General features: G+C 44.3%; 28 protein-coding genes. 11 read left to right on the top strand and 17 right to left on the bottom strand.

What is annotated here, in order from left to right; translation table 11 throughout:
* The first annotated feature begins 114 nt into the window (after positions 1-114).
* The 5 genes from ACRD67_RS17015 to ACRD67_RS16995 all read left to right on the top strand — a co-directional run bounded on the left by ACRD67_RS17015 (position 115) and on the right by ACRD67_RS16995 (position 2,603).
* Positions 115-495, top strand: coding sequence for a hypothetical protein (locus ACRD67_RS17015; protein ID WP_430968425.1), 381 nt, complete (start codon positions 115-117; stop codon positions 493-495).
* Between the two features lie 38 nt (positions 496-533).
* A complete protein-coding gene (locus ACRD67_RS17010) occupies positions 534-911 on the top strand; it encodes a hypothetical protein (RefSeq protein ID WP_430968424.1) in 378 nt (125 codons plus the stop codon).
* 163 nt (positions 912-1,074) lie between these two features.
* A complete protein-coding gene (gene cutA, locus ACRD67_RS17005; protein ID WP_430968423.1) occupies positions 1,075-1,392 on the top strand; it encodes a divalent cation tolerance protein CutA in 318 nt (105 codons plus the stop codon).
* Between the two features lie 76 nt (positions 1,393-1,468).
* A complete protein-coding gene (locus ACRD67_RS17000; protein ID WP_430968422.1) occupies positions 1,469-2,032 on the top strand; it encodes a DNA-3-methyladenine glycosylase I in 564 nt (187 codons plus the stop codon).
* On the top strand, positions 2,022-2,603 hold the full coding sequence (locus tag ACRD67_RS16995; protein ID WP_430968421.1) for a hypothetical protein: 582 nt from the start codon (positions 2,022-2,024) through the stop codon (positions 2,601-2,603). The genes ACRD67_RS17000 and ACRD67_RS16995 overlap by 11 nt, the downstream gene beginning before the upstream one ends.
* 72 nt (positions 2,604-2,675) lie before the next feature.
* Here the strand turns inward: ACRD67_RS16995 and aat are convergent, their stop codons facing one another.
* From aat to ACRD67_RS16975, 4 genes are read right to left on the bottom strand one after another with little or no spacing between them, the layout of a single operon-like run.
* The gene (gene aat / locus ACRD67_RS16990; RefSeq protein ID WP_430968420.1) at positions 2,676-3,341 is read right to left on the bottom strand and encodes a leucyl/phenylalanyl-tRNA--protein transferase; all 666 of its coding nucleotides are present in this window, start codon (positions 3,339-3,341) and stop codon (positions 2,676-2,678) included.
* 18 nt (positions 3,342-3,359) lie between these two features.
* Positions 3,360-3,737 (bottom strand): DUF3127 domain-containing protein, encoded by a 378-nt coding sequence (locus tag ACRD67_RS16985; RefSeq protein ID WP_430968419.1) that lies wholly within the window; start codon positions 3,735-3,737, stop codon positions 3,360-3,362.
* Positions 3,738-3,783: 46 nt separating this feature from the next.
* Positions 3,784-4,593 carry a hypothetical protein gene (locus ACRD67_RS16980; protein WP_430968418.1) on the bottom strand — a complete coding sequence of 270 codons (810 nt, stop codon included), beginning with the start codon at positions 4,591-4,593 and terminating at the stop codon, positions 3,784-3,786.
* Complete coding sequence (locus ACRD67_RS16975) at positions 4,590-5,483, bottom strand: flavin reductase family protein (RefSeq protein ID WP_430968679.1); 894 nt, start codon at positions 5,481-5,483, stop codon at positions 4,590-4,592. The genes ACRD67_RS16980 and ACRD67_RS16975 overlap by 4 nt, the downstream gene beginning before the upstream one ends.
* A gap of 368 nt (positions 5,484-5,851) precedes the next feature.
* Between ACRD67_RS16975 and ACRD67_RS16970 the strand changes: the two genes are divergently transcribed.
* Together ACRD67_RS16970 and ACRD67_RS16965 are read left to right on the top strand one after the other, a co-directional pair.
* Positions 5,852-7,000: a sensor histidine kinase gene (locus ACRD67_RS16970; protein WP_430968417.1), complete on the top strand. Its 1,149-nt coding sequence runs from the start codon at positions 5,852-5,854 to the stop codon at positions 6,998-7,000.
* A gap of 2 nt (positions 7,001-7,002) precedes the next feature.
* Entirely contained in the window at positions 7,003-7,353 is a 351-nt protein-coding gene (locus ACRD67_RS16965; protein ID WP_430968416.1) for a hypothetical protein, read from the top strand.
* Here ACRD67_RS16965 and ACRD67_RS16960 read toward each other — a convergent pair.
* Together ACRD67_RS16960 and greA are read right to left on the bottom strand one after the other, a co-directional pair.
* Positions 7,346-7,738, bottom strand: coding sequence for an HIT family protein (locus tag ACRD67_RS16960; RefSeq protein ID WP_430968415.1), 393 nt, complete (start codon positions 7,736-7,738; stop codon positions 7,346-7,348). The genes ACRD67_RS16965 and ACRD67_RS16960 overlap by 8 nt on opposite strands.
* A gap of 75 nt (positions 7,739-7,813) precedes the next feature.
* Entirely contained in the window at positions 7,814-8,290 is a 477-nt protein-coding gene (greA, locus tag ACRD67_RS16955) for a transcription elongation factor GreA (protein ID WP_430968414.1), read from the bottom strand.
* Positions 8,291-8,401: 111 nt separating this feature from the next.
* Between greA and ACRD67_RS16950 the strand changes: the two genes are divergently transcribed.
* Together ACRD67_RS16950 and ACRD67_RS16945 are read left to right on the top strand one after the other, a co-directional pair.
* Positions 8,402-8,839, top strand: coding sequence for a Rieske (2Fe-2S) protein (locus ACRD67_RS16950; RefSeq protein ID WP_430968413.1), 438 nt, complete (start codon positions 8,402-8,404; stop codon positions 8,837-8,839).
* A 3-nt stretch (positions 8,840-8,842) separates the two neighbouring features.
* Positions 8,843-9,829 carry an aldo/keto reductase gene (locus tag ACRD67_RS16945; RefSeq protein WP_430968412.1) on the top strand — a complete coding sequence of 329 codons (987 nt, stop codon included), beginning with the start codon at positions 8,843-8,845 and terminating at the stop codon, positions 9,827-9,829.
* A gap of 12 nt (positions 9,830-9,841) precedes the next feature.
* Here the strand turns inward: ACRD67_RS16945 and ACRD67_RS16940 are convergent, their stop codons facing one another.
* Together ACRD67_RS16940 and ACRD67_RS16935 are read right to left on the bottom strand one after the other, a co-directional pair.
* Positions 9,842-10,621 carry a HEAT repeat domain-containing protein gene (locus tag ACRD67_RS16940; protein WP_430968411.1) on the bottom strand — a complete coding sequence of 260 codons (780 nt, stop codon included), beginning with the start codon at positions 10,619-10,621 and terminating at the stop codon, positions 9,842-9,844.
* 65 nt (positions 10,622-10,686) lie between these two features.
* Complete coding sequence (locus tag ACRD67_RS16935; RefSeq protein WP_430968410.1) at positions 10,687-12,846, bottom strand: TonB-dependent receptor; 2,160 nt, start codon at positions 12,844-12,846, stop codon at positions 10,687-10,689.
* A 313-nt stretch (positions 12,847-13,159) separates the two neighbouring features.
* On the opposite strand from ACRD67_RS16935, the gene ACRD67_RS16930 reads away from it, so the two are divergent.
* Positions 13,160-15,631, top strand: coding sequence for a hybrid sensor histidine kinase/response regulator (locus ACRD67_RS16930; protein WP_430968409.1), 2,472 nt, complete (start codon positions 13,160-13,162; stop codon positions 15,629-15,631).
* On the opposite strand, the gene ACRD67_RS16925 is transcribed toward ACRD67_RS16930, so the two are convergent.
* The 7 genes from ACRD67_RS16925 to ACRD67_RS16895 all read right to left on the bottom strand — a co-directional run bounded on the left by ACRD67_RS16925 (position 15,606) and on the right by ACRD67_RS16895 (position 21,550).
* A complete protein-coding gene (locus ACRD67_RS16925; RefSeq protein ID WP_430968408.1) occupies positions 15,606-16,952 on the bottom strand; it encodes a sigma-54-dependent transcriptional regulator in 1,347 nt (448 codons plus the stop codon). The two genes, ACRD67_RS16930 and ACRD67_RS16925, sit on opposite strands and share 26 nt — an antisense overlap.
* Before the next feature lie 150 nt (positions 16,953-17,102).
* Entirely contained in the window at positions 17,103-17,399 is a 297-nt protein-coding gene (locus ACRD67_RS16920) for a hypothetical protein (protein ID WP_430968407.1), read from the bottom strand.
* A 499-nt stretch (positions 17,400-17,898) separates the two neighbouring features.
* Positions 17,899-19,440, bottom strand: coding sequence for a DUF4301 family protein (locus ACRD67_RS16915; RefSeq protein WP_430968406.1), 1,542 nt, complete (start codon positions 19,438-19,440; stop codon positions 17,899-17,901).
* A complete protein-coding gene (locus tag ACRD67_RS16910; RefSeq protein WP_430968405.1) occupies positions 19,440-20,000 on the bottom strand; it encodes an AAA family ATPase in 561 nt (186 codons plus the stop codon). The genes ACRD67_RS16915 and ACRD67_RS16910 overlap by 1 nt, the downstream gene beginning before the upstream one ends.
* Positions 19,955-20,593: a nicotinamide riboside transporter PnuC gene (gene pnuC / locus ACRD67_RS16905; RefSeq protein WP_430968404.1), complete on the bottom strand. Its 639-nt coding sequence runs from the start codon at positions 20,591-20,593 to the stop codon at positions 19,955-19,957. Before pnuC ends, ACRD67_RS16910 begins: the two co-directional genes overlap by 46 nt.
* Complete coding sequence (locus tag ACRD67_RS16900; protein WP_430968403.1) at positions 20,577-20,837, bottom strand: thiamine-binding protein; 261 nt, start codon at positions 20,835-20,837, stop codon at positions 20,577-20,579. Before ACRD67_RS16900 ends, pnuC begins: the two co-directional genes overlap by 17 nt.
* 77 nt (positions 20,838-20,914) lie before the next feature.
* Positions 20,915-21,550 carry a 4'-phosphopantetheinyl transferase family protein gene (locus tag ACRD67_RS16895; protein WP_430968402.1) on the bottom strand — a complete coding sequence of 212 codons (636 nt, stop codon included), beginning with the start codon at positions 21,548-21,550 and terminating at the stop codon, positions 20,915-20,917.
* 77 nt (positions 21,551-21,627) lie between these two features.
* On the opposite strand from ACRD67_RS16895, the gene ahcY reads away from it, so the two are divergent.
* A complete protein-coding gene (gene ahcY / locus ACRD67_RS16890; protein WP_430968401.1) occupies positions 21,628-22,944 on the top strand; it encodes an adenosylhomocysteinase in 1,317 nt (438 codons plus the stop codon).
* Positions 22,945-23,046: 102 nt separating this feature from the next.
* Here the strand turns inward: ahcY and ACRD67_RS16885 are convergent, their stop codons facing one another.
* Both ACRD67_RS16885 and ACRD67_RS16880 read right to left on the bottom strand, forming a co-directional pair.
* On the bottom strand, positions 23,047-23,802 hold the full coding sequence (locus ACRD67_RS16885) for a LytR/AlgR family response regulator transcription factor (protein ID WP_430968400.1): 756 nt from the start codon (positions 23,800-23,802) through the stop codon (positions 23,047-23,049).
* Between the two features lies 1 nt (position 23,803).
* Positions 23,804-24,877: a sensor histidine kinase gene (locus tag ACRD67_RS16880; protein WP_430968399.1), complete on the bottom strand. Its 1,074-nt coding sequence runs from the start codon at positions 24,875-24,877 to the stop codon at positions 23,804-23,806.
* Between the last annotated feature and the right edge of the window lie 47 nt (positions 24,878-24,924).

Genomic DNA, 24,924 nt, shown 5'->3' with positions numbered 1-24,924 from the left:
TACTATCAATATATAATAGTTTAACTAATGTTTAACGAAAGTAATACTTGTAATATTATATAATATGCGTAATTTCATACCTCCATAAGTTGGGCTATTAAACCTATTATGTCTATGAAGAAAATAGTACTCTGTGTATTGATTTTAGGTGCTTGGAGCGGTTTACAGGCTCAGAAAGGTTATTTTTTTGAATGGGACAATTATCAAAAAATTGACAACATATCCGGCACGGAAGGTGCAGAAATAAATCTCCCAAATAGGGGTACGGCCGTGCTCATGGGTGGACTTAACGATTTGGACGGTGCAGGAAACTATCTTAATATTTACGGTAGCAAGCTCATTGTGGAGCGCATGGATCGGGGTAGTAGCGGTGTAATACATGTAGTCCTTAGAAGGGAAGATGGGCGTACCTTTTTCAACCTGTTTCCTACAATAAGGGCCAAACTGACCCCTATGGAGCAGCAAGACGTTGGGAATACCGGTCTTTTTCCCTAAAGGCAAGAACAGAACAACGATACATAATATTTGAAGTCATGAAAAAAGCACTATTGATTATCACAAGTTTATTTTTTGCTCTGGGCATCCAGGCACAGGGAAAGGACAATCCTATCGCTGTTGGCGACATCATAATTATACAAGAGCCGGCAGGTCCCACTTTTAAGCATATCCATTTTCCGCGTAAGAACTTTATCATAAAAAGAGGGGGTATTGCGGATATGGGGCGTGTTTATGGATGCAAAGTGGTGGTTTCCGATATGATGACAAAGGACAACAACAATACACAGGTTACCTTGAAACGCAAGGATGGGCGTAAATTCTTTAGGTTTTTGCCCAGCGTGAAGGCCGATCTGGAAAATGCTTTGCAAGCGGGCGAATTAAAGATCGCCTCCCCAAAAGAAAGTGCTCCATAGCACAAAAGCGAAGCATCTTACTATGGCTCTCTGGTGCGCCAGCCAACTCAAAAGTTACTGTTCGCAAAACGTCTTGAGTTTTCCCCGGCTGGCGCCTTTTTTGTCACAACAGTGCTCACTGCCATTAGTGCGTGTAATGGAGCAACCTATAAAACCGTAGATTATGATGGCAATACATATCATATGTACCGACCAAACCGAGGCCAAAAAAATAATACACTTACTTATAGGCGAACGACTCATATGGAATGCCACCGTTATGGAAAGCACTGGGTACACCCGAAAACGGGGTCCGGGGAAAATAAATGAAACCCAACAAGTACTGATTACCGCAAAAACGAAATCCCTGCTTTTTCAACCCATCAACCACCGCCTTCGTGAAACCTATGGGGATCAGATGCCCGTGCTCTATGCCCTTCCCATTGTGTATATGGATCCCGAACAGGCCGATCAGCTACTGCAACGCACCTTAAAAACCTAATTCCAAGCCTTTTTTCCCTTTTTTCGTTACACGCACCACATCGAATTTTGCCTATCTTTAACCTATAGTTTTTACCATGGAAAAACACAAATGTGGATGGTGTGTAGGCGATGAACTTTACGAAGCCTATCACGATAGGGAATGGGGAGTACCCGTTAGGGACGATGCCACCTTGTTCGAGTTTTTGATATTGGAGACCTTTCAGGCCGGCTTAAGTTGGATAACCATTCTCAGGAAACGGGAAAATTTTAGAAAGGCTTTTGACCATTTTGACTACAAAAAAATTGCCAGGTACAATGAGACCAAAATAGCGGCCTTGTTGCAGGATACCGGTATCATAAGGAACAAGCTAAAAGTACGTGCCACGGTGTCCAATGCGCAGGCCTTCATAAAGATACAAGAGGAGTTTGGCAGTTTTAGCAACTATATTTGGAGCTTCGTTGACGGAAAACCCATAAAGAATGCCTTAAAAGATCACAAAGAAGCTCCGGCCAAAACCGATCTGTCCGATACCCTGAGTAAAGACTTAAAAGGCAGAGGGTTTAAATTTGTGGGCAGTACCGTGGTATACGCGCACATGCAGGCCACGGGGATGGTGAACGATCATGAGGTAAGTTGTTTTAGATACCATGAGGTATAGCGTTACTCTTTTTGTTTTGCTCTTCTCCATCACTACTTGTTTTTCCCAAAACAAGTACGAACGGGAGCACCGTATCTTAAAAAAACAATTTCCACCCGAGGCTTTGGCGTTCATCTCCCAGAAGTTGGAGAGCGTCAAAAGAATCCGTTTTTACAAGGAAATTGATAGCACCAAAACCCGTTTCGAGGCAAAGTTTAAAAAAGACCGTTTGCATTACAACCTTGTGTTTAGCAAACCAGGGACGTTGAAAGCTGCAGGGATAACCATTAAGGAAATTGATATCCCCAGTGATAGTTGGGACAATGTAGCGGGCTACCTTAATCGTAATTTCAAAAAAATACGCATTAAAAAGATACAGCAGCAATATCCGGTGAGCCCCGACACACCTCCGGCAAAGGTCTTATTTGATGCCTTTCAAAATCTCCTGTTGCCCTACTTGAACTACGAGGTCACTTTTACCGGAAAAAAGGAAATGTACCATGGGGAATTTGAGGTTCTTTTTGATGCCCAAGGCAATCTGATCCGTATAAGGAAGTCGCTTCCAGCCAACCATGACCATGTATTGTATTAAAAGATATTTCGCAAAAAGCGCGATACGGTATTGCCCTTGATTTAGGAAATACAACTTTCCTATCTGTTCCCCTTACCCCACTTTTAAGAATTCCATAAACCGTGTCCTGGGAATTTCCTCGGCACCCATGCGTTCCAGATGTCCGGTGTATAATTGACAATCGATAAGCTTGTAGTGTTTTCGTGCCAATTCCTCCGATAATTTTATCAGGGCGAATTTGGAGGCGTTGCTTTCCAAACTGAACATGCTTTCCCCGCAGAACACATGCCCTAAATCTATCCCGTAAAGACCCCCCACCAATTTGTCGTGGCGCCAGACCTCGTAAGACCTGGCAACACCTCTTTTGAAGAGTTTTTTATACGCCTCTTTCATCTCCTCGGTAATCCAGGTCCCCTCTTGTCCTTCTCTTTTTGCCAGGGCACATTGATCAATGACCGTTTCGAAGCAGGTGTTCTTTGTAAGCTGAAATTGATTGCTTTGCATCACACGTCCCATACTTTTAGAGATATGGATCTTATGCGGGAACAACACCATCCTTGGATCTGGGCTCCACCAAAGAATCAGGGAATCCTCATTGAACCAGGGAAAAATACCGTTTTGGTAGGCCAACAGCAAACGTGCTTCCGACAAGTCGCCCCCTACTGCCAATAAGCCTTCAGCATTGGTATTTTCCACTGGAGGAAATTCCAACTTTTCGGTCAAAAAAAACGTGGGCCTTCCCCTTCCATCCGTTTCCAACGGTATATTCTTAAGTCCTTAGAACGGTAGGTCGTCGTGTTCTTCCTCATTGAGGTTGTCGGCCGGCTCAAAGGCGTCCATGGGAGGAACCGGGGGCATGTTTCCATCACCTTCCTCTGCCTGCAGGTTCTCAATACGCCAGCCCTGGATGGAATTGAAATACTTGGTCTCGCCTTGGGCGTTTGTCCATTCCCTTCCTCTGAGGTTAATGCTTATTTTTACGGCCTGCCCTTCGCTGTAGTTGTTCAGCAGATCGCACTTGTCCTGTATAAATTCCACCAAAATATGCTGTGGATATTGCTCTTCCGTTGTAATGACCACTTCCCTTTTCCTAAAACCGTTGTTTCCGTAGGTCTTGGTCTCATCGATCATTTTAATTTTTCCTTGTACTTCCATCTTCGTTATTGCTTTATAATTATTGCGCTGTGTTTTTCTGATTTCCTTAAGCGGGTATGGGGCACCCCAGCACAAAAGTTCCCATGTTTTTGTTATTTTCCTTTTTAACGTCTCCCATTTCCCATTGGTAGTTTTCAGATTCCAGACCCTTGAGCAGCTCTTTCATATCACTAAGGGTGTACATCCTTGGTAGTGATGCCTGTCCGTCCCAAGCGTAACAGATGGGAATTATCGGAATTAAATAGGTAAACACGATTTGCCGCCAAGATAAGGGTTTTACAAATGGCGTCATAAAAAACACCATGATAATCAAGATGACCAATGAAATAGGCAACAGTAGCCACCAAATGACTAGAGGAATGTTGTTTTTGCCCATTTCGTAAATCAGTAAAGCTTGTTGGTCCTTTGCGGCAGACTCCAAAATTTTTCTCGCCTCCGCGGGCCGCATGTGGTGAAAGCTATTGACCATGGTTTTAAGTCCCTCTGGAGCTGTGCCTATTGCAGTGGCATCTACAGGAGTTTCGCGATACCGTATACCAGTTTCTGCCCCTTGATTAAATTTCTTAACCGTTCCCGGATCCGGATATAAATCTGTTAAGACCAGGTTTACATCCATTAAACCGTAGTTCTTGTGAAGCAAATGAAGTACCTGGGGCATGGCACCTCCCGATCCCGAACCCAAATCCACAATCGTATGTAGATTCTTGTCCTGGACCACTTTGGCCACAAGCTTGGCCAAGACTTCGGATACCCCTACCATTTTATGTAAGACCACTATCAAATTGGTCATGGACTTCCTCATCCATGACGGGAACCACTGAAAATCCTCAAATTCGAACAGTTGAATACGTTTCATCCCTTCCTATTTTGCTTTGCCCCGGCCAATAATATCTTCCATGCCGCAGGAATATCCTTTTGATCCAAATACGCTTTGGCCTTGTTGTGCAGTTGCTCTTCGTCATCGGCACTGATAATGGCTTTTATCCCCATGTTCGATGCCACAAATTCGGCTACTTGTTCATCCGAAGGGATCGTTTCCACATTCCCCAACATCCCTAGGTCATTTCCTGTAAGTACACGGCTCAAACGAATGTGATCTGGAATTTTATCAACTCCAATGCCAAGGGTGGAAAGGGGTTTTGGTACCTCAAACATGCCTTTATTGGCCCTGCTATACCAATTCCCGCCCATACGCGCAACCAAATCTATCTTATGCTGATCAATGTTTCCCAAATCGTCCAAAACGTCGGGAGCTACATGTATTTTCAGAACTTCGGAAAAAATAAGATTCCCAGCGCCGCCTTGTTTTCCCAAAGCTTCCACTTTAAGCACCTTACACTCGAATTGCACCGGGGATTCTGCCACCCTAAAGGGTCTTACAAGATCGGAAGGCAACATGGTGAGTCCGGCCTTTTTAAATTCGTTCTCTCCCTCCCTGTATTCCGTGCTGGCAAGGGAGGCCTGTTGCACCAGGTCATAGTTCACCACATTAATGACCACTTCCTTGGTATTCAGTGCATTTTCCAAGGTATGTTTGGTGGTATTGTCCCTTACTCTACGGGCCGGGGAAAAGATCATTATGGGCGGATTGGCGCTAAACACGTTAAAAAAACTAAAGGGCGACAGGTTGGGCCTTCCATCGGCATCCATGGTACTTGCAAACGCAATGGGTCTAGGGCCTACGGCCCCCAATAGATAGCCATGCAATTTAGCTGTTGGGACCTCGGAAGGAAGAATTGAAACCATTTTTGCCATAGGGTGCAAAGGTACATAAATTGTGCCCTAAATGAAACAATAAGACCATTGGCGAATCCCGGAAATTGGAAGTTGAACGTTAGAAGTCAACACGCTCGTACCCAACTCTGATTTCTCGATTCATATCGTTTCGATTCGTCTGCTTGTATGCCGATGGGAGTTTCAACGAGCGAGATTATATCGTACACTTTCCTTTCCCTTTTTGTGCTTTTTCCTTTTGTCTTCCCCCTATAGGTATTGATGGGTATTAACTGTTTCCTTCCGACCACCTATGCTTTCCCACCAAACATCAACTACCAACTTTTCATTGATACTTCTTTTATCAATTTACGTTATATTTAGGCATAAGAAATTCCTTGATGGCATTTAATCCCAAAAAGAAAACATCGAACATCATTTTACTTATAGCATCCTTTGTTATAGTAAGTCTTATCCTTTGGAATACCAACAGCTTCTTTAAGAAATTCAAGGAGGAGGAGCGCCTAAAAATGGAGATTTGGGCCACCGCACAATCCGAGTTATTGCAGTCCTCGGAAGATCGGGATTTGGGAAATCTGCATGTGACCATTTTTCAGAACAACACCTCATCTCCCATGATCCTGGTAAACAATGATGGCTCCATAAAGGTTAACAATATGCCCGCGGAACTATCCCAGGACACACTTTATATCAAAAAAAAAATTAAGCAGTTTCAAGGGGAGAACACTCCGGTTTCCATAGACTATAAAGGAGAGCACTTGGCCACACTGTACTATGGAAACTCGGAAGTCCTCAATAAATTGAAATACTACCCTATTGCCCTGATGCTCATTATATTCTTGTTTGGAGCAGTTATTTTCTTCTTCTTTAAGACCAACAAGGCTTCGGAGCAGAACAAGCTTTGGGCCGGGATGGCCAAGGAAACGGCACATCAGATCGGCACCCCCTTGACCTCCTTGTTGGGATGGAACGAACTATTAAAGACCGAAAAAATAAACCCCGATATTACCAAGGAAATAGAAAAGGATATTTCACGCCTGCAGACCATTACCGACCGTTTTTCCAAAATAGGCTCACTGCCCATACTGGAAAGCCATAATATTGTTGTGGAAACCAAAAATGCCTATGATTATCTAAAATTGAGAAGTTCCAAACTTATCCAGTTTTCCTTCGATTCCAAAGTGGAAAACCTGCCGGTACAATTGAACCGATCGCTCTATAATTGGACCATTGAAAACCTGGTAAAGAACGGTATTGATGCCATGCGCGGCAAGGGAAATATCGCCATTGAAATCGTTCCTGACGGAAATTACGTAAATATAATGGTTTCCGATACAGGGCATGGAATTGCAAAAAGCGATTTCCAAACCATTTTTAATCCCGGTTTCACTTCCAAAAAAAGAGGTTGGGGTCTGGGACTATCTTTGGTAAAACGCATTGTGGAGGAATACCATAACGGGAAAATAAAAGTGCTCTCCTCCTCCAAGGAAGGCACTATAATGCAAATTTCCCTAAAAGTAAACCTATAGTTATGGCAAAGGAAAAACAGGAAGTGCTAAAAGAGGCAGAACTCACCAACAACTGCCCCGAGTGTTTTAATCAGGGACTTCGTCTAACCTTTTATCAGAAACACATCTATGGAAGATGGTTCCATAGGACAACGGGCGTAGTAAGTAACGAGATTACCTGCAAAAAATGTGGATCTTCCATTTACCCCATAAAATGGACCCCGGACATTGAACGCGTTTTTGATTATTTTCAAAAAATGGTGCGTCCTGAAAAATCGAGCTTGCGATTTACCCCTTTGTTCTACATTACCTTACTGTTGCTCGTTGCATTAGTGGGGACGGGTGCCTATCTCTATACTGAAGGAATCATTTGATCTCTGCCCTGATTTTCCCGGCCACTTCCACAAATTGTTCCGGGCTAAGCGAGACCTTGTGCTGAAAAGTGGCATTTTCCATCCCGTGAAGAGGAATTAAGTGCACATGTACATGGGGTACCTCCAGCCCAATGACGGTTAGTCCCACACGTTTGCAGTCCACCGCCTTTTCAATGGCCCTGCCTACCTTTCTGGAAAAGGCCATCAGCCCCATATAGGTAGCCTCGTCGAGGTCCATAATTCTATCTACTTCCTTTTTGGGGACGCAAAGCGTATGTCCCTCGGCATTTGGGTTAATATCCAAAAAAGCGAAAAAATCGGCATCCTCGGCAATTTTATAGCACGGGATGTCCCCGTTGATGATTTTGGTAAAGATGCTTGACATTACTGCATGAATTACGGATTAAAATAAAAAATCCCATCAAAGGCTTGATGGGATTAAATATAAAGATTTATGCCTTTATTCCCTCGTAATCTCCAAAATATCAAATTTTAGAGTGCCGTTGGGAACCACAATTTCCGCCACATCACCTACCTCTTTTCCCAACAGTCCTTTTCCGATGGGGGAAGTTACCGAGATTTTACCGGATTTCAGGTCCGCTTCGCTTTCGGCCACAAGTGTATAGGACATTTCCATGCCATTCTTCCGATTCTTAAGCTTTACCGTAGACAGGACCAAGACCTTGCTGGTGTCCAGTTGAGACTCGTCTATCAATCTGGCATTGGCCAGGGTTTCCTCCAATTTGGCTATTTTTAGTTCCAAAAGTCCTTGGGCTTCCTTGGCTGCATCATACTCCGCATTCTCGGACAAATCTCCCTTGTCCCTTGCCTCCGCAATGGCCTGTGAAGCCTTGGGGCGTTCAACATCCTTCAGTTGATTTAGTTCTTCCCGTAATTTTTTTAATCCTTCCTCCGTGTAATAAGATACGTTACTCATATCGTCATCGTTTAATAAATAGGAAAATCCCCTTTTTTAGAGAGGATTTAACGCAAATATACATATTTTTTGCTCAATTTTGTTCAGGTTTTCCAAAATGCACATCACGATATGAGATTGATATGGGGCTTTTTTTTAGGGATTTTGATACTTTCCTGTGATAGCGGTAGATCCAATAGAAACCCTTTTCTGCAGGAAATTGGTTTCCGATTTGACCTTAATCTGAACCTTCCCTTGTACAGCCCTTTGACCAATACGGGCAATGCCGTTTATGTGAACAACGCCGGTGTGGGCACCCGAGGGGCCTTTGTAATCAATACGGGCTTCAACCAATTCAGGGTTTTTGAAGCGAGCTGCCCCAACCATGCCCCTAATTCCTGTTCTACCACGGAACTCAACGGACAAACGGCGATATGTCCTTGCGAGGATTACGAGTACAGCCTTTTTACCGGTCAGTTTCTCAACCGGCCCGATACGGGTGAGCGCTTTTATGATATGTTGGAATATCGGGCTACCTTTAGTGGCAATGTAGTAACCATATCCAATTAAACCATGCAGTACAGACGTTTGGGGAAAACCAATTTTGAGGTCTCCGAAATCTCCTTGGGCACTTGGCAAGTAGGCGGCACCTGGGGCTCCGGTTTTGACGACACTTTAGCCGAAAAAACTATTAATGAGGCCATAGACCAAGGTATTAACTTTATGGATACGGCCGATGTTTACGAAGCCGGCGCAAGTGAGGCCGCGGTAGGTAGGGTGGTCCGCTCGCGATCTGAACAGGTATACGTTGCGACCAAATGCGGGCGACAAATCAATCCGCACATCAATGAGAATTATACGCCAAAGGTATTGCGTTCCTATGTGGAGGCCAGTTTAAGGAATACAGGACTGGAATGTCTGGACCTGATCCAACTGCACTGCCCCCCTACCGAAGTGTACTACCGGCCGGAGATTTTTGAACTCTTTGATCGTTTGAAGGACGAAGGCAAGATCAAAAGCCTGGGCATTAGCGTGGAAAAGGTGGAGGAAGCCCTTAAGGGCATCGAATATCCCAACGTAAGCACCGTTCAGATTATTTTCAATATGTTCCGGCAACGGCCCATGGAACTCTTTTTTGAACAGGCCAAAAAGAAGGATATTGGCATTCTGGTACGTGTGCCCTTGGCCAGCGGGCTTTTAACAGGGAAATTTACCGCCGATACCGTATTCGGAAAGGAAGATCATCGCTTTTTTAATCGGGATGGTGCTGGGTTCGACAAGGGAGAGACCTTTTCGGGTGTCCCCTATGAAATAGGTCTCGAAGCGGTACGCAGGCTTAAATCGGTCTTTCCGGGCCACACCAATTTGGCGCCGCTCGCCCTACGTTGGATCTTGGATTTTCCCGAGGTGGGCTGCATTATTCCAGGGGCCTCCAAACCCGAACACCTGCTGTCCAATTGCTCCGCTTCTGTTCTACCTTCCTTAGGAACGGAAGAACGCAAGCTTGTGGAGGAGATATACACCACCCTCATAAAACCCCATGTACATCATCTGTGGTAGGCAGGAAAACCCTTAGTTGGTCCCTTGGTGTTCTTTCCAATAATTTTCATCAATGTACCTTATGGCCTGCTGCTGCGTAAGCGCTGAAAAATTTTTATACCTGTGGTGCACATCCACAATCTCGTCTATGGCCTTGGCCACCAGTTCCTTGTTCTCCCAAGCTGCCAACGTCCTTATCACCGTTTCCAAACAGCCTTTTTTATAGGAAATCTGTCCTAAGACGTGAACCAGTGTATTTTTCACCCTCGCGGTGGCATCATCTTGCAGAACCTCCAATAAGGGCAATACATCCTGCGGGTGCGTTCTTCCCCTTAGTTCGATTCCATGGCAAACTTCCCGTCGGATTTCCTTGTCCGGATGATTTAGGTAACCCTTGGCCCATGCCAAGGTAGGTCCCGGATTTTTTTGGCCCATTTTCTTTAGGGAACCAATAACCGCGTTCCTAACGGAATGATGTGGATCAAAAAGGCCTTTGTCAAAAAAAATGGATACTGCCTCAAAATGGTACTTTCCTATTTCGCCAGCCGCATTGATTGTGGTTTGCCGTACCTTTTCGTTATGGGATTTCAACAACTTAAGCAGTTGCGCCTTGATGTTTTCCCGTTGATCCTCCTGGGCCATGTATATCCTACCCATGGCGAGATAGCCTGCTTTTCGGATATAGGTATCCTCGTTGGAAAAATAACTCAGGATCGCGGGGGTTTCCCCTTCCGCGATATTGCGGGCAATAGCTTGATGAATTTCCTCCACCAGTATTGCCCGCGCTTCCTTTGATAAATCGTAAAAGCCCATTCTTGGATCCCTATGTGTCTTAGCTTAAAGGTACGGCACCGCTCTGGATTTCCTAAGTAATGGTCCTAAAAATTGAAGCTGGCCCCTAGGAGAAAGTTGGTGCCTGCCTGTGGATAAAAGCCTTGAACCTCAAACGAATTTCCAGGGGTGGAAAAATTGTCCAGGAAGGTGTATCCATTGGACACATATCGTTCATCAAAAATATTGTTTACCAATCCGGATAGGACAACGGACTTGAAAATACGTCTCGTCCTAATTTCATAGGTGATATTAAAATCGGTCGTAAAATAGCCCTCCAACATGGACGCCTCTGTATCGGTATTGCTCAAATATTGATCCCCGACAAGTTTGGAATACAAAGCCAGTTCAAAATCGTTCAAAGGTGCATAAGAAATGACATTTCCAGCAATTATGGAGGGTGAAAAGGCAATGTTGGTATCTCCCAAATTCGTAGTAACCCCATCCCGCACAAGAACAAAATCCTTTATTTTATTGCTGCTCAGGGCCAAATTTGGCCTCATGGAAAATTTGTCCGAAAACTGTATACTGGCGTCCAATTCCAGTCCCGCACGATAGCTGTCGGCCACGTTGGCTCTAATATAGGCCCCTACATCGTTAATATTGCCGGTTAATATCAATTGGTCTTTGTAATCCATGTAATACAGGTTGGCATTCAATTGTATACGAGGTGAGACATACCGCCAGCCCAGTTCAAAATCATTTAATCGCTCCTGCCTGGGGCTCCCGTTTTCATAATCGTTCCTGTTGGGTTCGCGATGGGCCACGGCATAGGAAAAATAAAAATTGTTGTTGGGGTCCAAATCATAGGTAATCCCGGCCTTGGGATTGAAGAAATTGAAGGTGTCGTCTACCAATCCCGTATCCGCTCCGTTTGCCTCGTAGGTTACCGTTCTATACTGTAGATCTCCATAGAGGCTCCATGTATCGTTCAACTTGTAATTGGCTTTGGCGAAAAGATTAAGGTCGGTCTTGGTGGAGTTGTCCTCATAATACCTATCCCTGCTATTGACATTGTTGGCAAAACGGGCCCAAATAACCTCCCCAAAATGATCCCCTTTATAGTTGTTCCATCCTCCACCGAGGATTAGGTCTACCTTGCCTTTCTTGTAATTCGCGGAAAATACGGTGCCATAAAAATCGTTATCCAACCAGCGTCTACGAATAATATCGGTTGTATTTACAAGCGTACCGTCCACCGTTATTGGCGTTATGCCATAGGTGTCAAAATCGTCGTCTTCCCTAAACTCCTCGAAGAAGCCCCTGCCCCTGGTGTAGTGCAAGGCAATGTTGCTGCTCCAGGTATCCGATATTTGTTCGTTCCAGAGCAGTTGCGCATGGTCCTGTTTATAATTGTCTACCTGATTTTCATGAAATCGGGTATTTCCGTTTTCATCGGTATATAGTCCGGCAGGATTAAAGGTCCTATCCGTTGCCAAGGTGGCAGCATCGATCCCAAACCAGGACTGGTACGTTATTTCATGTCCGCCGAACAACAAGGCCTTTATCAGGGTATTGTCATCACGATAGGCCCCCTGCAAAAAATAGGAATCCAGTTCGGAAGAAGCACGATCTATATATCCGTCAGAAGTAATCCGTGATAAACGGCCCGAAATTTCGATATGATCGGTCAACAGGCCCGTACTGAACTTTATATTGTTCCTAAGGGTGTTAAAGCTGCCTATGGAAGAGGAAATTTTTCCATAGCCGTCTTCAGAAACTGCATCGGTCAATAGGTTAAGACTGGCTCCAAAAGCGCCCGCCCCATTGGTAGAGGTACCAACCCCACGCTGCAACTGCAAACTTTCCGTGGAGGACGCAAAATCGGGCATATTTACCCAAAAGGTACCGTGCGATTCGGCATCATTATAGGGAATCCCGTTGATGGTCACGTTTACCCGTGTGGCATCACTGCCTCGCACCCGTATGCCCGTGTAGCCCACACCCGCTCCCGCATCGGAAGTGGTAACCACGGAAGGTAAAAAGTTCATTAATACAGGGATGTCCTGGCCCAAATTCCTAGGTGCTATCTCCGTCCTATCCAGATTGGAGAAGGTAACCGGCATTTGTTTGGTTACCCTTACCGCCTGAACCAACACCTCGTCCAGTACAATTTTTTTGCCCATCAGTGAATCCGTGGGACTTTCTTGGGCCATGGCGCCCATGGTCAGCCCTGAGCAGGCCAAAGTTGTGAATATAGTTTTCATCCGTAAAAAATTTCTACGAATAAAAGGGGCTATTATTCTGGTTTAACTTGATTTTTGTTTCTTCCGAAACCTTGAAAATTCCAAATTGTGGCCTTGTGGCCATCCCTTGGCAGCATTACCTGCCCAGGTTCATTGGGTATAATCTCAGCCCATTCCGGTCATTGTCCGGATGAGCACCCCTTTGAGATACCACAAAGATAGCTTTGGGTTCTGACATTTCATAACAAAAGGGCCAACAATTAACCTTTAGGTATAAACCTTCCAAGGGCCGCTTACGTAAATACTGTATGTCCTTTGTTCCCCAAACAGCAAGATGAACGGATCCAAAAACAAATTCACGCTAAAAATAATGTTCAGCTACCTGATCCTGGGGTGCTTGGCATTGGTTGCAGGTTATTTTATATTATCTGAAATACGGGTCTTTCTCTCCTCCGAGACCGCCGAAGAAAACGATATTAAACTGTTGCGGGCCGGATCTTTGCTCACGGAACTTCACGAGGCCGAGAGCCTATCCAAAATGGCGCTTCAGACCAGAACCAGGAAAAACTTTGATGCCTATTCCCAAAAAATTGATTCGGTGCTATTGGAAATAGACCTTTTAAAGGCACTTACCGAGAGTAATCATCAGAAAAACCTATTGGATAGTGTACAGGTCTTGTTGAAGGAGAAGGTGAGCAATAGCAACCAACTCCGAAGGTTGAAGATGAAAAGCGCTTCAAACAGTTCCATTGACGATGCCTTGGAAGAGTTGGGTAAAATGGAAGCTTCCTTTGGGAAACTGACCGTTGAAAATTTCAACCAAAATCCCGAGAAATTGGAACCGTACAAACGAAAGATCCTGGAGGATTGGGTGGCCTATTTAAACGAAAACATCCCCGAAAGCACCTCTGGGATGTCCAACTCAAAGCAGTTAGACTCTGTCCTTACCGCTTCCAAGCTAATCCTTGATCGGGCCAAACAGATCGATACCGAGACGCAAAGATCACTGGCCAGGAAGGAAATGGAGCTGAACAGAAACGACCTGGAGCTTTCCCGTCAATTGCGCGGTATTATTTCGGCCTTTGAGCGGGAAATCATGATCAGGTCCTACAATGACAACCTCAAAAAACAATCCGCGCTCAAGCGAAGTATTCGCCTGGCCGGTTTTGCCGCCCTTATGGGATTTATTGTGGTAGGGATCTTTACGTTTTTGATTACGCGAGACTTTTGGCGGGTGCAGACCTACCGGCAAAAACTGGAAATGGAAAAAAAGTATTCCGAGTCCCTCCTAAAAAGCAGGGAGCGGTTAATTTCCACGGTAAGCCATGACCTGCGCACCCCATTGAACACTATTTCGGGCTATTCCGAATTGATGGAGAATACCGGGCTCACAGGAAAACAGGTGGGTTATTTAAGGAATGTAAAATCGGCCTCGAGCTATGTGAACAGCTTGGTAAACGACCTTCTGGATTTTTCCAAGTTGGAGGCCGACAAGATAACCATTGAAAGGATTCCCTTTGTTCTGGCGTATGTGATTCGGGAAACTTCGGAACATCTCAAGGAGCTCTATCACAAAAAAAATGTAACATTGGAACTGGACATAGACCAACGCTTGGAAGAAACGGTATTATCGGATCCCTTTAGAATTCGTCAAATACTTACCAACCTTATCGATAATGCCTATAAATTTACACAGGAAGGGTTCATTAAGATAAGTGCCCGCATACTTCGCAAGGACAATGATATCTATACCGCGGTAATTACGGTAACCGATAGTGGAATAGGGATCAAAAAGGAAAAACAGGAACTTATTTTCAAGGAATTCACCCAAGCGGAAGAGAGTACCGAAAAAAAATACGGGGGCTATGGTCTTGGTCTCACGATTTCCAAAAAACTGGCCGATCTTTTAGGCGGGTCGATCCGTCTCGAAAGCCAGGGAGACAAAGGCAGCACCTTTAGTCTACAGCTTCCTTTGGAACGTTCAACAAGCCCTCCGGAAACGCAAAAAAAGGCAGCGCAACTTTCGGTCGCTGGGCTTAGTATACTCATTTTGGACGATGACAGGGCCATGTTGGAACTGTTGGAGGACGTTTGCCATAACGCAGGGATCAAGGCGCATGTTTTTAACGATTTTAAGGATATAGGCCGCGGCCCGGATCTCACTTACGACTTGGTACTGACCGATATCCAAATGCCCTTTATCAACGGATTTGAAGTCCTTGAAAAATTGCGTTCCACGGCCTATCCACATTACATAGATCAGCCGATCATAGCCATGACCGGAAGAAAGGACCTGAAACAGGAAGTATATGAACAGGCAGGTTTTGCCGCAGTACTGTCCAAACCTTTTTCCAAAAACCAGCTCATGCAGTTACTGGGCCAACTATTCCCTCAAACGATAACGGAACCTTCGCAAATGGTTCCCGCATCCTCTCCAAACACAACTAGATCTTCCCTATTTAGCTTGGAGGTACTCCATTCCTTTCTGGGTGATCAGGAGGAAGCGATCAATGAGGTGCTGTATACCTTTAGGGCCGATACCCGTAAAAACATGAAGCTTTTGAAAGCAGGGGTTTCCACAAATAACTATGCACAGATCAACCAAACGGCACATAGGATGTTGCCCATGTTCCGTCAGCTCAAAGCTACGGGTAGTGTTGTTATCCTGGAACGCTTGGAGTTGATCGAGAAGGAGCCCGAGGCTAGCAAACTAAAGGCCAACTTTGATGCCCTAGGTGAAGAGATCGCGACCCTTTTGCAGGCGGTAAACTCCCATTTGACTAAAAGTCCAAGTTATAGTGGTTAATTTTATTGTAAAGGGTCTTTCGGGTTACCTGTAGCAATTTTGCGGCCTTTGACTTGTTGAAATTGGCCCGTTTCAAAGCTTTAATAATTTGGTCCTTTTCATAATGCTCTTTGGAAAAGTTCTCCACAAGCACATCCTTTCCTGAGCCTTGGACTAGCTCCTTGGCCAGGGCAGCGCGCTCCACATAATCCGTTGTAGTCAGTAATACGGCGCGTTTTATAACATTTTGCAGCTCTCTTAGGTTTCCTGGCCAGGAATAGCGTTCAAAAATTTCCAGGACCTCCTCGGTAAAGCCTACTACATTCTTATTGAGGGTTTCATTGGCGCGCTGTAAAAAATAATCGGCAAACAACACCAAGTCTTCGTACCGGTCTGCCAGGGAGGGTATCTCAATGGAAAACTCGTTGAGCCTATGGTACAGGTCTTCCCTAAAAGTGCCTCTTTCTACTGCCGCGGCCAGATCTTCATTAGTTGCGGTAATAATACGCAGGTCTACCTCAATTTCTTGGGTACTTCCCAACTTTTTTATCTTTCGTTCCTGCAATGCCCGTAGCAGTTGCATCTGATTTTCATAGGAAAGGTTACCGATTTCATCTAGAAATAAGGTGCCCTCGTTGGCCGCTTCAAAATGACCTATTTTATCTTCCACTGCACCGGTAAAGCTCCCCTTGATATGTCCAAAGAACTCGCTGGTGGCAATTTCCTTGGGAATAGCCCCGCAATCTACTGCTACAAAAGTAAAGTCCTTTCTTTTACTGTATTCATGTATTGCCCTTGCCGTTACCTCTTTTCCCGTACCGCTCTCCCCGGAAATAAGGACGGACATATCTGTCGGTGCCACCAACTTTACATAATCGTTGAGCTTTTTGGAAGCGTCCCCGGTTCCTGAAACGGTCTTATTTTGTTGAACACCATCACGGTTCTTCTTGGTAGGCTTGGATGGCGTGTCCAAGGTGGCAGTGCCATCCTTCAAGGCAGCTGCGATAACCATGACCATTTCGTCTGGGGTAAAGGGTTTGGAGATATAATCGTGAGCCCCCTTTTTCATGGCCCTTACGGCGGTCCCTACCTCCGCATATCCGGTCATTACGATTACCGGGGTTCTCGGTGTTAATTTTTTAATTTCAGACAATAACTGAATTCCGTCGTAGTTGGGGAGCCTTAAATCGGTAAGTACCAAATGGAACTCCTCACGGCCGAACTTGGTTTTGGCATCCGATGCGGTAAAGCTGGTCTGTACCTCATATCCTTTTTTGGTCAAAAACTTTTGCAGCATTTGACAAAAGGCGGCGTCATCCTCAATAATCAAGATTTTGGGCATATCAAAAACGTACTTATATAGGTATGTACGTAAAAATACCTAGGGAAGGCCGCAACAATTCTTAAAATAATGACAAAAAAGAAAGGGACCAACTAAATGATCCCTTTCTAACCAAACCAACTTGATACAAAACAAATAACTCAAGTTAAATTATTGATCGATCCAGTTACCCTCCGCATCGGCAAACAATGTTCCTGTTGTCCCGTCTTCCAAGGACACTTCCAATTTGTACTGCTTGGCTTCATTGATATACGCCTTATTGATGGTAGCCGTAGGGTAATTCTTGGCTACAGCAGCGGTTACTGCTTCGGGCAATTCACTGGCAGCGATTTCTGTATAATCGTCTTGGGCCACCACCACTTCGGTAGCATCGGCCTGCGCCTCATCTTGGGCAAATGCGGTTAATCCTACTAGGGCAAATGCGGCTGCAAAAAATAATTTTTTCATGATCTTTATCTTTTATTTTATTTAATAATTAAACTTGTCCATACCCTTGAAAAAATGATACCAATTGCCTATTTGGGCACTTTATTGTTTTATATAGCTGATTATCAATAATTTAATAGAAATCAATGAAAATTGTAGTTGTATAATTATGTGTATTCCTTTTTGAAAGCGTATACATTTTACACACTTTTCACCTTCTTCCCTTCGCACCATAAAAAAAGCCCCGAGGGTTTCTTTCCATCGGGGCTTCTTAAAACCAAACTAACCAAAAACTAACTCTATATAAAATTGGATTTCATGCAGGTCCTGTGAGGCATAAATAAAAGTCCCGCATGAATCCAGGGATAAATACGAAAAACAGTGCCATAATCCAAAAAATAACTAATTTATTGATAATCAGAAGTTTACAGAATTTTAGTTTGCCCTTGTTTTGTATAAAGCTGTGTAATTATATCTGGATATGTATAAGATTTACACACCTCTTTAACATGGAGGCAGACTATTTAACTTGGTGCGCTGGTTTTAAGAGGTCGTTTACCGTCTTTACAGGATTGAATGTAATCAGTGGGACCTCTACAAAAATTGTATTCCAGTGTGCCATGGCACCGTTCCAAAGGCCGGGAAGTTCCAGCGCTTTGAGGTTTTTTCCCTCTTTGGTCTTCTGGGTAATGAAGCCTTGTTTGAAATCAACAAAATTGAGCAAATTATACTTCTTCCCCTCATAACTTTTTATCCCACACACCAGATCCACAGGATTAAAATGTGTTGAGTTCTTAAAAATATCCACTTGTTCCGCATTGGACATATCCACCTGTGCCGATTCTATGATCTGAAGGGAAACATGATCGCTCCTGTCCTTTGTCCAAAACGGTCCGCCTCCTGGCTCTCCTTCATTTTTGACCATGCCGCAAACACGTATGGGCCTGTTGATCTTGTCCTTTAGTACCTCTATCTGTTCAGCGATGCTAAAACTTGAGAAACGCTCCGAAAATCTTGCGTTAAGTTCTTCTTCCAAAAAACGTTTTGCGCCCTGGAGCTCCTCTGCGGTAATGTCCCTAAGGTCTAGCATTTTGGCATATTCAAAGGCCCTGCTCTGTATCCTGAGCAAGAGTCCGCCCAATACTTTTTTGCTATCGGCCATCGCATTGGCAAATTGGGGCACTACAACATTGTCAATATTTTTAATGAATATGATATCCGCATCCTGCTCATTAAGATTCTCTATTAGCGCACCATGGCCTCCGGGCCTAAACAAAAGGGAACCATCCGGGTTTCTGAAAGGTTCGTTTTCAAGCGTTACCGCTATGGTATCCGTAGAGGACTTCTGAAAGGAGTAGCTAATATCAAATTCGGCGCCCATGGCTGCCACCACCCGTTCCCTGATCGATTCGAATTGTAATTTAAATAGGGCGCTGTGCTGTTCGGAGATGGTAAAATGCAGTTTGGCACCCTGATCGGTTCGGGCATATAGTGCGGCTTCCTTTAGATGTTCCTCAAAAGGTGTAACGCGATAATCCCCGTAATCGTGAAAGGGCAACAACCCTTTTGGGTGGTCCCCGAAGTTAAGTCCGTCTTCCAATAACATCTCCCTGACGAACAAAAATTTCCCGTGATCCTCGGACAGGGCTTTATTTGCAATTCTGGCTTGCACCTCCCTGTAAAACGGAAATTTCTCCAGACCATCAAAAAAACCTTTGACCTCTAGGTCCTTGGTTCGCTCCAAATAGGCATCAAAACCTTCCTTTTCAAAGTCATAGGTTTTCAAAAAATGAAACAAGGCTTTGAACATTCTGGACGCTGCCCCGGAAGCCGGTACAAATTTTAATAGCGACCGGGTTTTGCCCTGTTTGTCATATTCCGCTATCAATTGTTTTTCCTCCTCCTCGGAAAATTTCAAAATACCATCGGAAACCGTGGCGGCCTTTTCCAGGTCAACGAACGGAATGCCCTCTTTAAACGTTTCTATTTGATCTAAAACTTTCCTTTCCGGTACTCCCTTTTTTACCAGTTGTCCTAAATCGTATTCCGAAAGATTATTCATTATTTAAGCAGTTTGTTAATTGCCTGGATGGCTGTTTGTAAGCGGAGGGACCTATCTCCCTTCAAAATAACAAAATTCCTGTTATATTTCTCTAAAGTATCCTTGAAATAAGCAAACATGCGTTGGCGTTCATCCGGCTTGTCACGGAGATCGTCCTTTATCCATGGTATATCGATGTAGGTGAGGAAGTAAAGATCATAGGTGTTCTCCAAGGCGTATTTTTCCAGTACCGGATCACAGTTTCCTACATAATAGGCCTCGGAATATACTTTGGTCTCCAAAAGATCGGTATCGCAAATGAGCAAGTCCTTGGCCTTTTTGGCCAGTTCATTTTCGGACCGCATCTGACCTTCTGCTATGGGCAATAAATCATGAGGTTCACATGTTTTTTGCTCCCTGTCCCATTTGTTTTGGAGATATTCCCTGGCGTATTCAGGTACCCAGAGCGTGCCGTAGTGTGCTGCCAATTGCTTGGACAAGGTAGTTTTACCGGTAGACTCCGGACCAAAAAGCACTACTTTAACAAGGTCTGAGGGCTCTTGTTTAAACTTTTCCTCCATGCGTAGTATCCTAATATGGCGATAACGGTGAACAACAGATATTGAAGCGAGGTAAAGATAAGACCTTTGTACAAATACAGGGGCACGGATATCACATCGCCAATAATCCAATATACCCAATTCTCGAGTTTTTTCCTGGCCATAAGCCACATCCCCACAAAGAAAATTGCCGTTGTAAGGGTATCCACATACGCGGTCCAGCTTTCGAACTTATCAAAGATCAAATAAACACCACAAACGAAGGCAACGGTGGTCACAAACAAAAAGACCGACCACTTTTTTTCCTTGGTGTTGGTCCGGGTGATGGGTATAAAATGGGTTTCATCTATTTTCCGGGTCCATATGTACCAGCCGAAAATACTCATCACAAAGTAGTAGGCGTTGATCAACATATCGCCCAAAAGGCCAAAAACCAATAGAATATACACAAAGATCCCGGTGCTTATGATCCCTGTTGGAAAGACCAGTATATTTTCCCTTTTGGAGTACCATACGCTCAAAAATCCGAATAGGACCCCGATCATTTCCAAGACAATCAAATGGGTCGGGGTATCCTGGTATTGCGAAAAAATCCAATCAAAAATGTGGCTCATAATCGCTTCGGTCCGATTTGACTATTTTCATGTATAAGAGACCCCGTTCCATGGCTTCCAACACTTCTTTAATTTCTGAATTCAAGACATTCATTACCTGGTCGTATTCTCCATATACTTGAGTGCTCAAAGGGTTTTCCAGTACGGTAAGGCCCGATTTACGGAGTTTTTGGATAAAATGGACAATGGGTTCCTCAAAATTGTCCTGCAAGGGGGTAAGGGTTAGCTCAACAGATATGTTCATTTTGGATGTTGGTTCAAGGTTTCAGATTCAAAGTTTTGGGTTCAAAGTATCTAGTTTCCGCTATGGATCAAAAGCAGCTAATCATCCATTACAGCATAAACACAAGCAAATCCTTCAAATTCCAAAAAAGAAATTTGATAGGTGGACGTATTGCCATGGTACAAAATTTCCCCTGTGGTCACTGCATCTGAAAGGGAAAAGTCCTCAATATGGATATGATGCAAAAAACTAAGTCCATGGGTGGCATAAATCTTGTAAAGCGATTCCTTGGCGCCCCATACAACGGTAAGTTTGCGAATTATGGCTTCCGTATTGGCCAAAGTACGGTACTCTTCCAAAGGTGTAAATTTGTGGGCAATCCGTAAAATCTTGTCCCGCTTCTTTTCAATGTCAATACCCACCTCGTCCATGGCCCCCACGATAATCCCCGTAAACTGGTGCGAATGGGTAATGGAGATGTGCCTGTTGTCCCTTAAATGGGGTTTTCCTGCTTCGTCGTAGTACAGATCGCAGTCCTCGTAACCCGCTTGAGCCATTAAATGGCGAATACTCAAAAAACCCCTTCGATGCAGTTCGGATTTCATTCCCAACATACGCTCCTGGCAATTTTTGGTCAATTCGATACCCTTGGAAAGCTCGGATTCTGACTCCTCGATCTTCCAGATATAAACCTTTATGGAGGGGTTTACCGTTATAGTTTTGTAAAGAGGCATTGCTTTATTTAAGTAATCACTACCTTTGTATTCGCTATAAATATAGCCGTCTGGCTAAAGTAAAAATAAAAAAGGATATGAGTACCAAAACCGTGTCTTATGTGCCCTATAAGGTAAAGGATATTTCCCTTGCGGATTGGGGAAGAAAAGAAATTGAATTGGCCGAGGCAGAAATGCCGGGCTTAATGTCCCTTAGGGAAGAATACAAGAACGAGCAACCTTTAAAAGGGGCCCGTATTGCTGGATGTCTCCATATGACCATTCAGACAGCAGTATTGATCGAAACCCTGGTGGAACTCGGCGCAGAGGTCACCTGGAGTTCCTGCAATATATTTTCTACCCAGGACCATGCCGCAGCAGCTATAGCCGCAACTGGTATTCCGGTTTATGCATGGAAGGGGATGACCGAGGAAGAATTTGATTGGTGTATTGAACAGACCCTGTTTTTTGGCGAAGACCGCCAGCCATTGAATATGATCCTGGACGATGGGGGCGACCTTACCAATATGGTGCTGGACCAGTTCCCGGAGCTTGCTACGGGCATCAAAGGCCTGTCCGAGGAGACCACTACAGGGGTTCACCGTTTATATGAACGTGTACAAAAGGGCACTTTGCCCATGCCTGCCATCAATGTAAACGACTCTGTGACCAAATCCAAATTCGACAACAAATATGGCTGTCGGGAGAGTGCTGTAGACGCTATCCGACGAGCCACGGATACCATGTTGGCCGGAAAGCGGGTAGTGGTGGCCGGGTACGGGGATGTGGGCAAAGGTACCGCCGCTTCTTTTAGGGGTGCCGGTTCCATAGTAACCGTTACGGAAATTGACCCCATTTGTGCTTTACAGGCCTGTATGGATGGTTACGAGGTAAAAAAATTGGAAACCGTAATCTCCCATGCAGATGTCGTAATTACCACCACAGGAAACAAGGATATCATCCGTGGCGAGCATTTTAAGGCGCTAAAGGACAAGGCAATCGTCTGTAACATCGGACATTTTGACAATGAGATAGATATGGCCTGGCTAAACGATAACTACGGTGATACCAAGGATGAAATCAAGCCCCAGGTAGACAAATACACCTTGGATGGGAAAGATGTCATCATATTGGCCGAAGGCCGTTTGGTAAACCTTGGCTGTGCTACGGGACATCCCAGCTTTGTGATGAGCAATTCCTTTACGAACCAGACCCTGGCACAAATCGAACTGTGGAAGCATAGCGACAAATACAACAATGAGGTGTATATGCTACCCAAGCATTTGGATGAGAAAGTGGCCAAACTACATTTGGCACGTTTGGGCGCCGAACTTACGGAGCTTAAGGAAGATCAAGCAGAATACATTGGTGTAAAAGTAGAAGGCCCGTATAAGCCGGAATACTATAGATACTAGAAATTAGACCACTTCGCCATGGCGAAGTTAGACCAAGGATAAAAGACCCTTTGACCGTAACATTGTTATGAATCAAAGGGTTTTCTTTTGGGTTGGTATCCCTTACATATCCAACCATCGCTTAAAATTGGTGGTCCGTTCCCTGGACACAATGACCTGGGTTTCCTCCCTGGGCTTTAATTTTAGCAATAACCGACTGTTGAAGTACGTGTGGATTTCAATGACCGCTTTTACAGAAACCATGAACTTCCGATTGATCCTAAAAAAATGGATAGGATTTAGAATGTTCTCCAACTGATCTATGGAGTACTCAATGGGATAGCTCTGGGCGGTATGCGTATGTAGGTATATAAGGCCCTCATTGGATTTAAAATAAGCAATATCGTCCACATCGAAGGAACGGAACTGGTTGCCGACCTTCACCATAAAACGGTGTTTGTATTCCTTTTGGAACAATTGTTTCATCCGTTCGAACTTCAGTTCAGAGAAACCTTCATTGTTGGTGGATGTTTTCCTGAACTTGTCCAAGGCCGTCCGAAGATCGGCTTTGACGATGGGTTTTAACAAATAGTCGAGTCCATTATATTTAAAGCCCCGTACCGCATATTCGTTATAGGCCGTGGTGAAAATTACCGGTGGATGGTCCTCCAAATTGTCCAAAATATCAAACCCATAGCCATCGTTGAGTTGAATGTCCAAAAAGATTAAATCTGGAGGTGTATTTTGCGAAAACCATGCGCTGCCACTTTCCACCGAGCTCAGCTGCGCGGAAATTTCAATTTCCGGGGCCAACTCCCCTATAAGCCGTGCAAGCCTTTTGGAAGCAAATTCCTCGTCCTCGATGATTACGGCGTTCATGTCAGGATACGGATAACAGGTTCAACTCTTTCACATCTTTGGCCAATAGGGGAAGGATTACTTCAAAGATACCATCTTCCTCCCGTACCAATACCAATTTATTGGTGTAGTGGGCATATCGTTTTTTGATGTTCTTAAGGCCCACTTGTGTTGTTTCCTCCTTTAAGATCCTTTTTCTCAGGTTGTTTTTTATTACCAGCGCCTCATTGCCAATACTGGAAATGCTAATATGCAAGGGCCTCTCCTTGGAATAGTGATTGTGCTTCAGGGCATTTTCCACTAACATTTGAAGGGACAAGGTAGGTATTTGGTATTTTTCCGAGGGTAGGTCAACATCCGTTTTTATGATTACCGCGTCCTTATGCCGCACATTCATCATAAACACAAAGGAATCCAGAAAATTCAGTTCCTTTTCCAAGCTTATCAAATCCTCTTCCCCAGTATCCAAAATATAGCGATAACTCGATGCCAGGCGGGTAACGAAATCGGAAGCCAGGTCCCGGTCTTCATACATGAGTGAGGTAAGGGTGTTTAAGCTATTGAACAAAAAATGTGGACTTATCTGACTCCTTAAGGAGGTGTAACGGGATGCCATCATTTCCTTTTTTAGGTCTTCCATTTGCTGTTTCATTTCATCCCTTTGGTTCATGGAAAAATGGAACATATTAAAAAAAATGACGGTAGCTCCCAATAAGGCAGCCCTTAAAAAATCCGTTCTAAATTCCAGGGCAGGGTCTACACAGACAATCCCAATCGTCTCTCGAAAAGGGAACAGCGCCAAATAGTAAACAAGTGCACTCATCGGAAGACTAATGGCCATGGTTTTACCCAAAATCCTCAGGCTACTTTTAAAATCGAGTCCTCCTTTTCTTTTTTGCCTTCTTAACAGCCAGTCATTAATCTCCCAGGTGAGCATAAAGAGAAAAAAGGCACTGAAATAGTAGAAGGCACTGGTAGCTGTAAAAAAACTTTCCATTTCTTCCTCGTGGTCAATGGTAAGTTTTACCATGAGGTACACCACGTTGACGACCATCCAACGGAAAACAAATTTTTTGACTGCCTTGCTTTTAAACATGATCAAAATTATGGGTTTAAAGATACGTAAGAACAAAAAAAGAGCCG

This window comes from Eudoraea algarum, from assembly GCF_050589645.1.
GTDB lineage: Bacteria > Bacteroidota > Bacteroidia > Flavobacteriales > Flavobacteriaceae > JBNGOQ01.
Note: the sequence above shows the minus strand (reverse complement) of the source record. Positions and strands in the feature narration are given on the sequence as shown.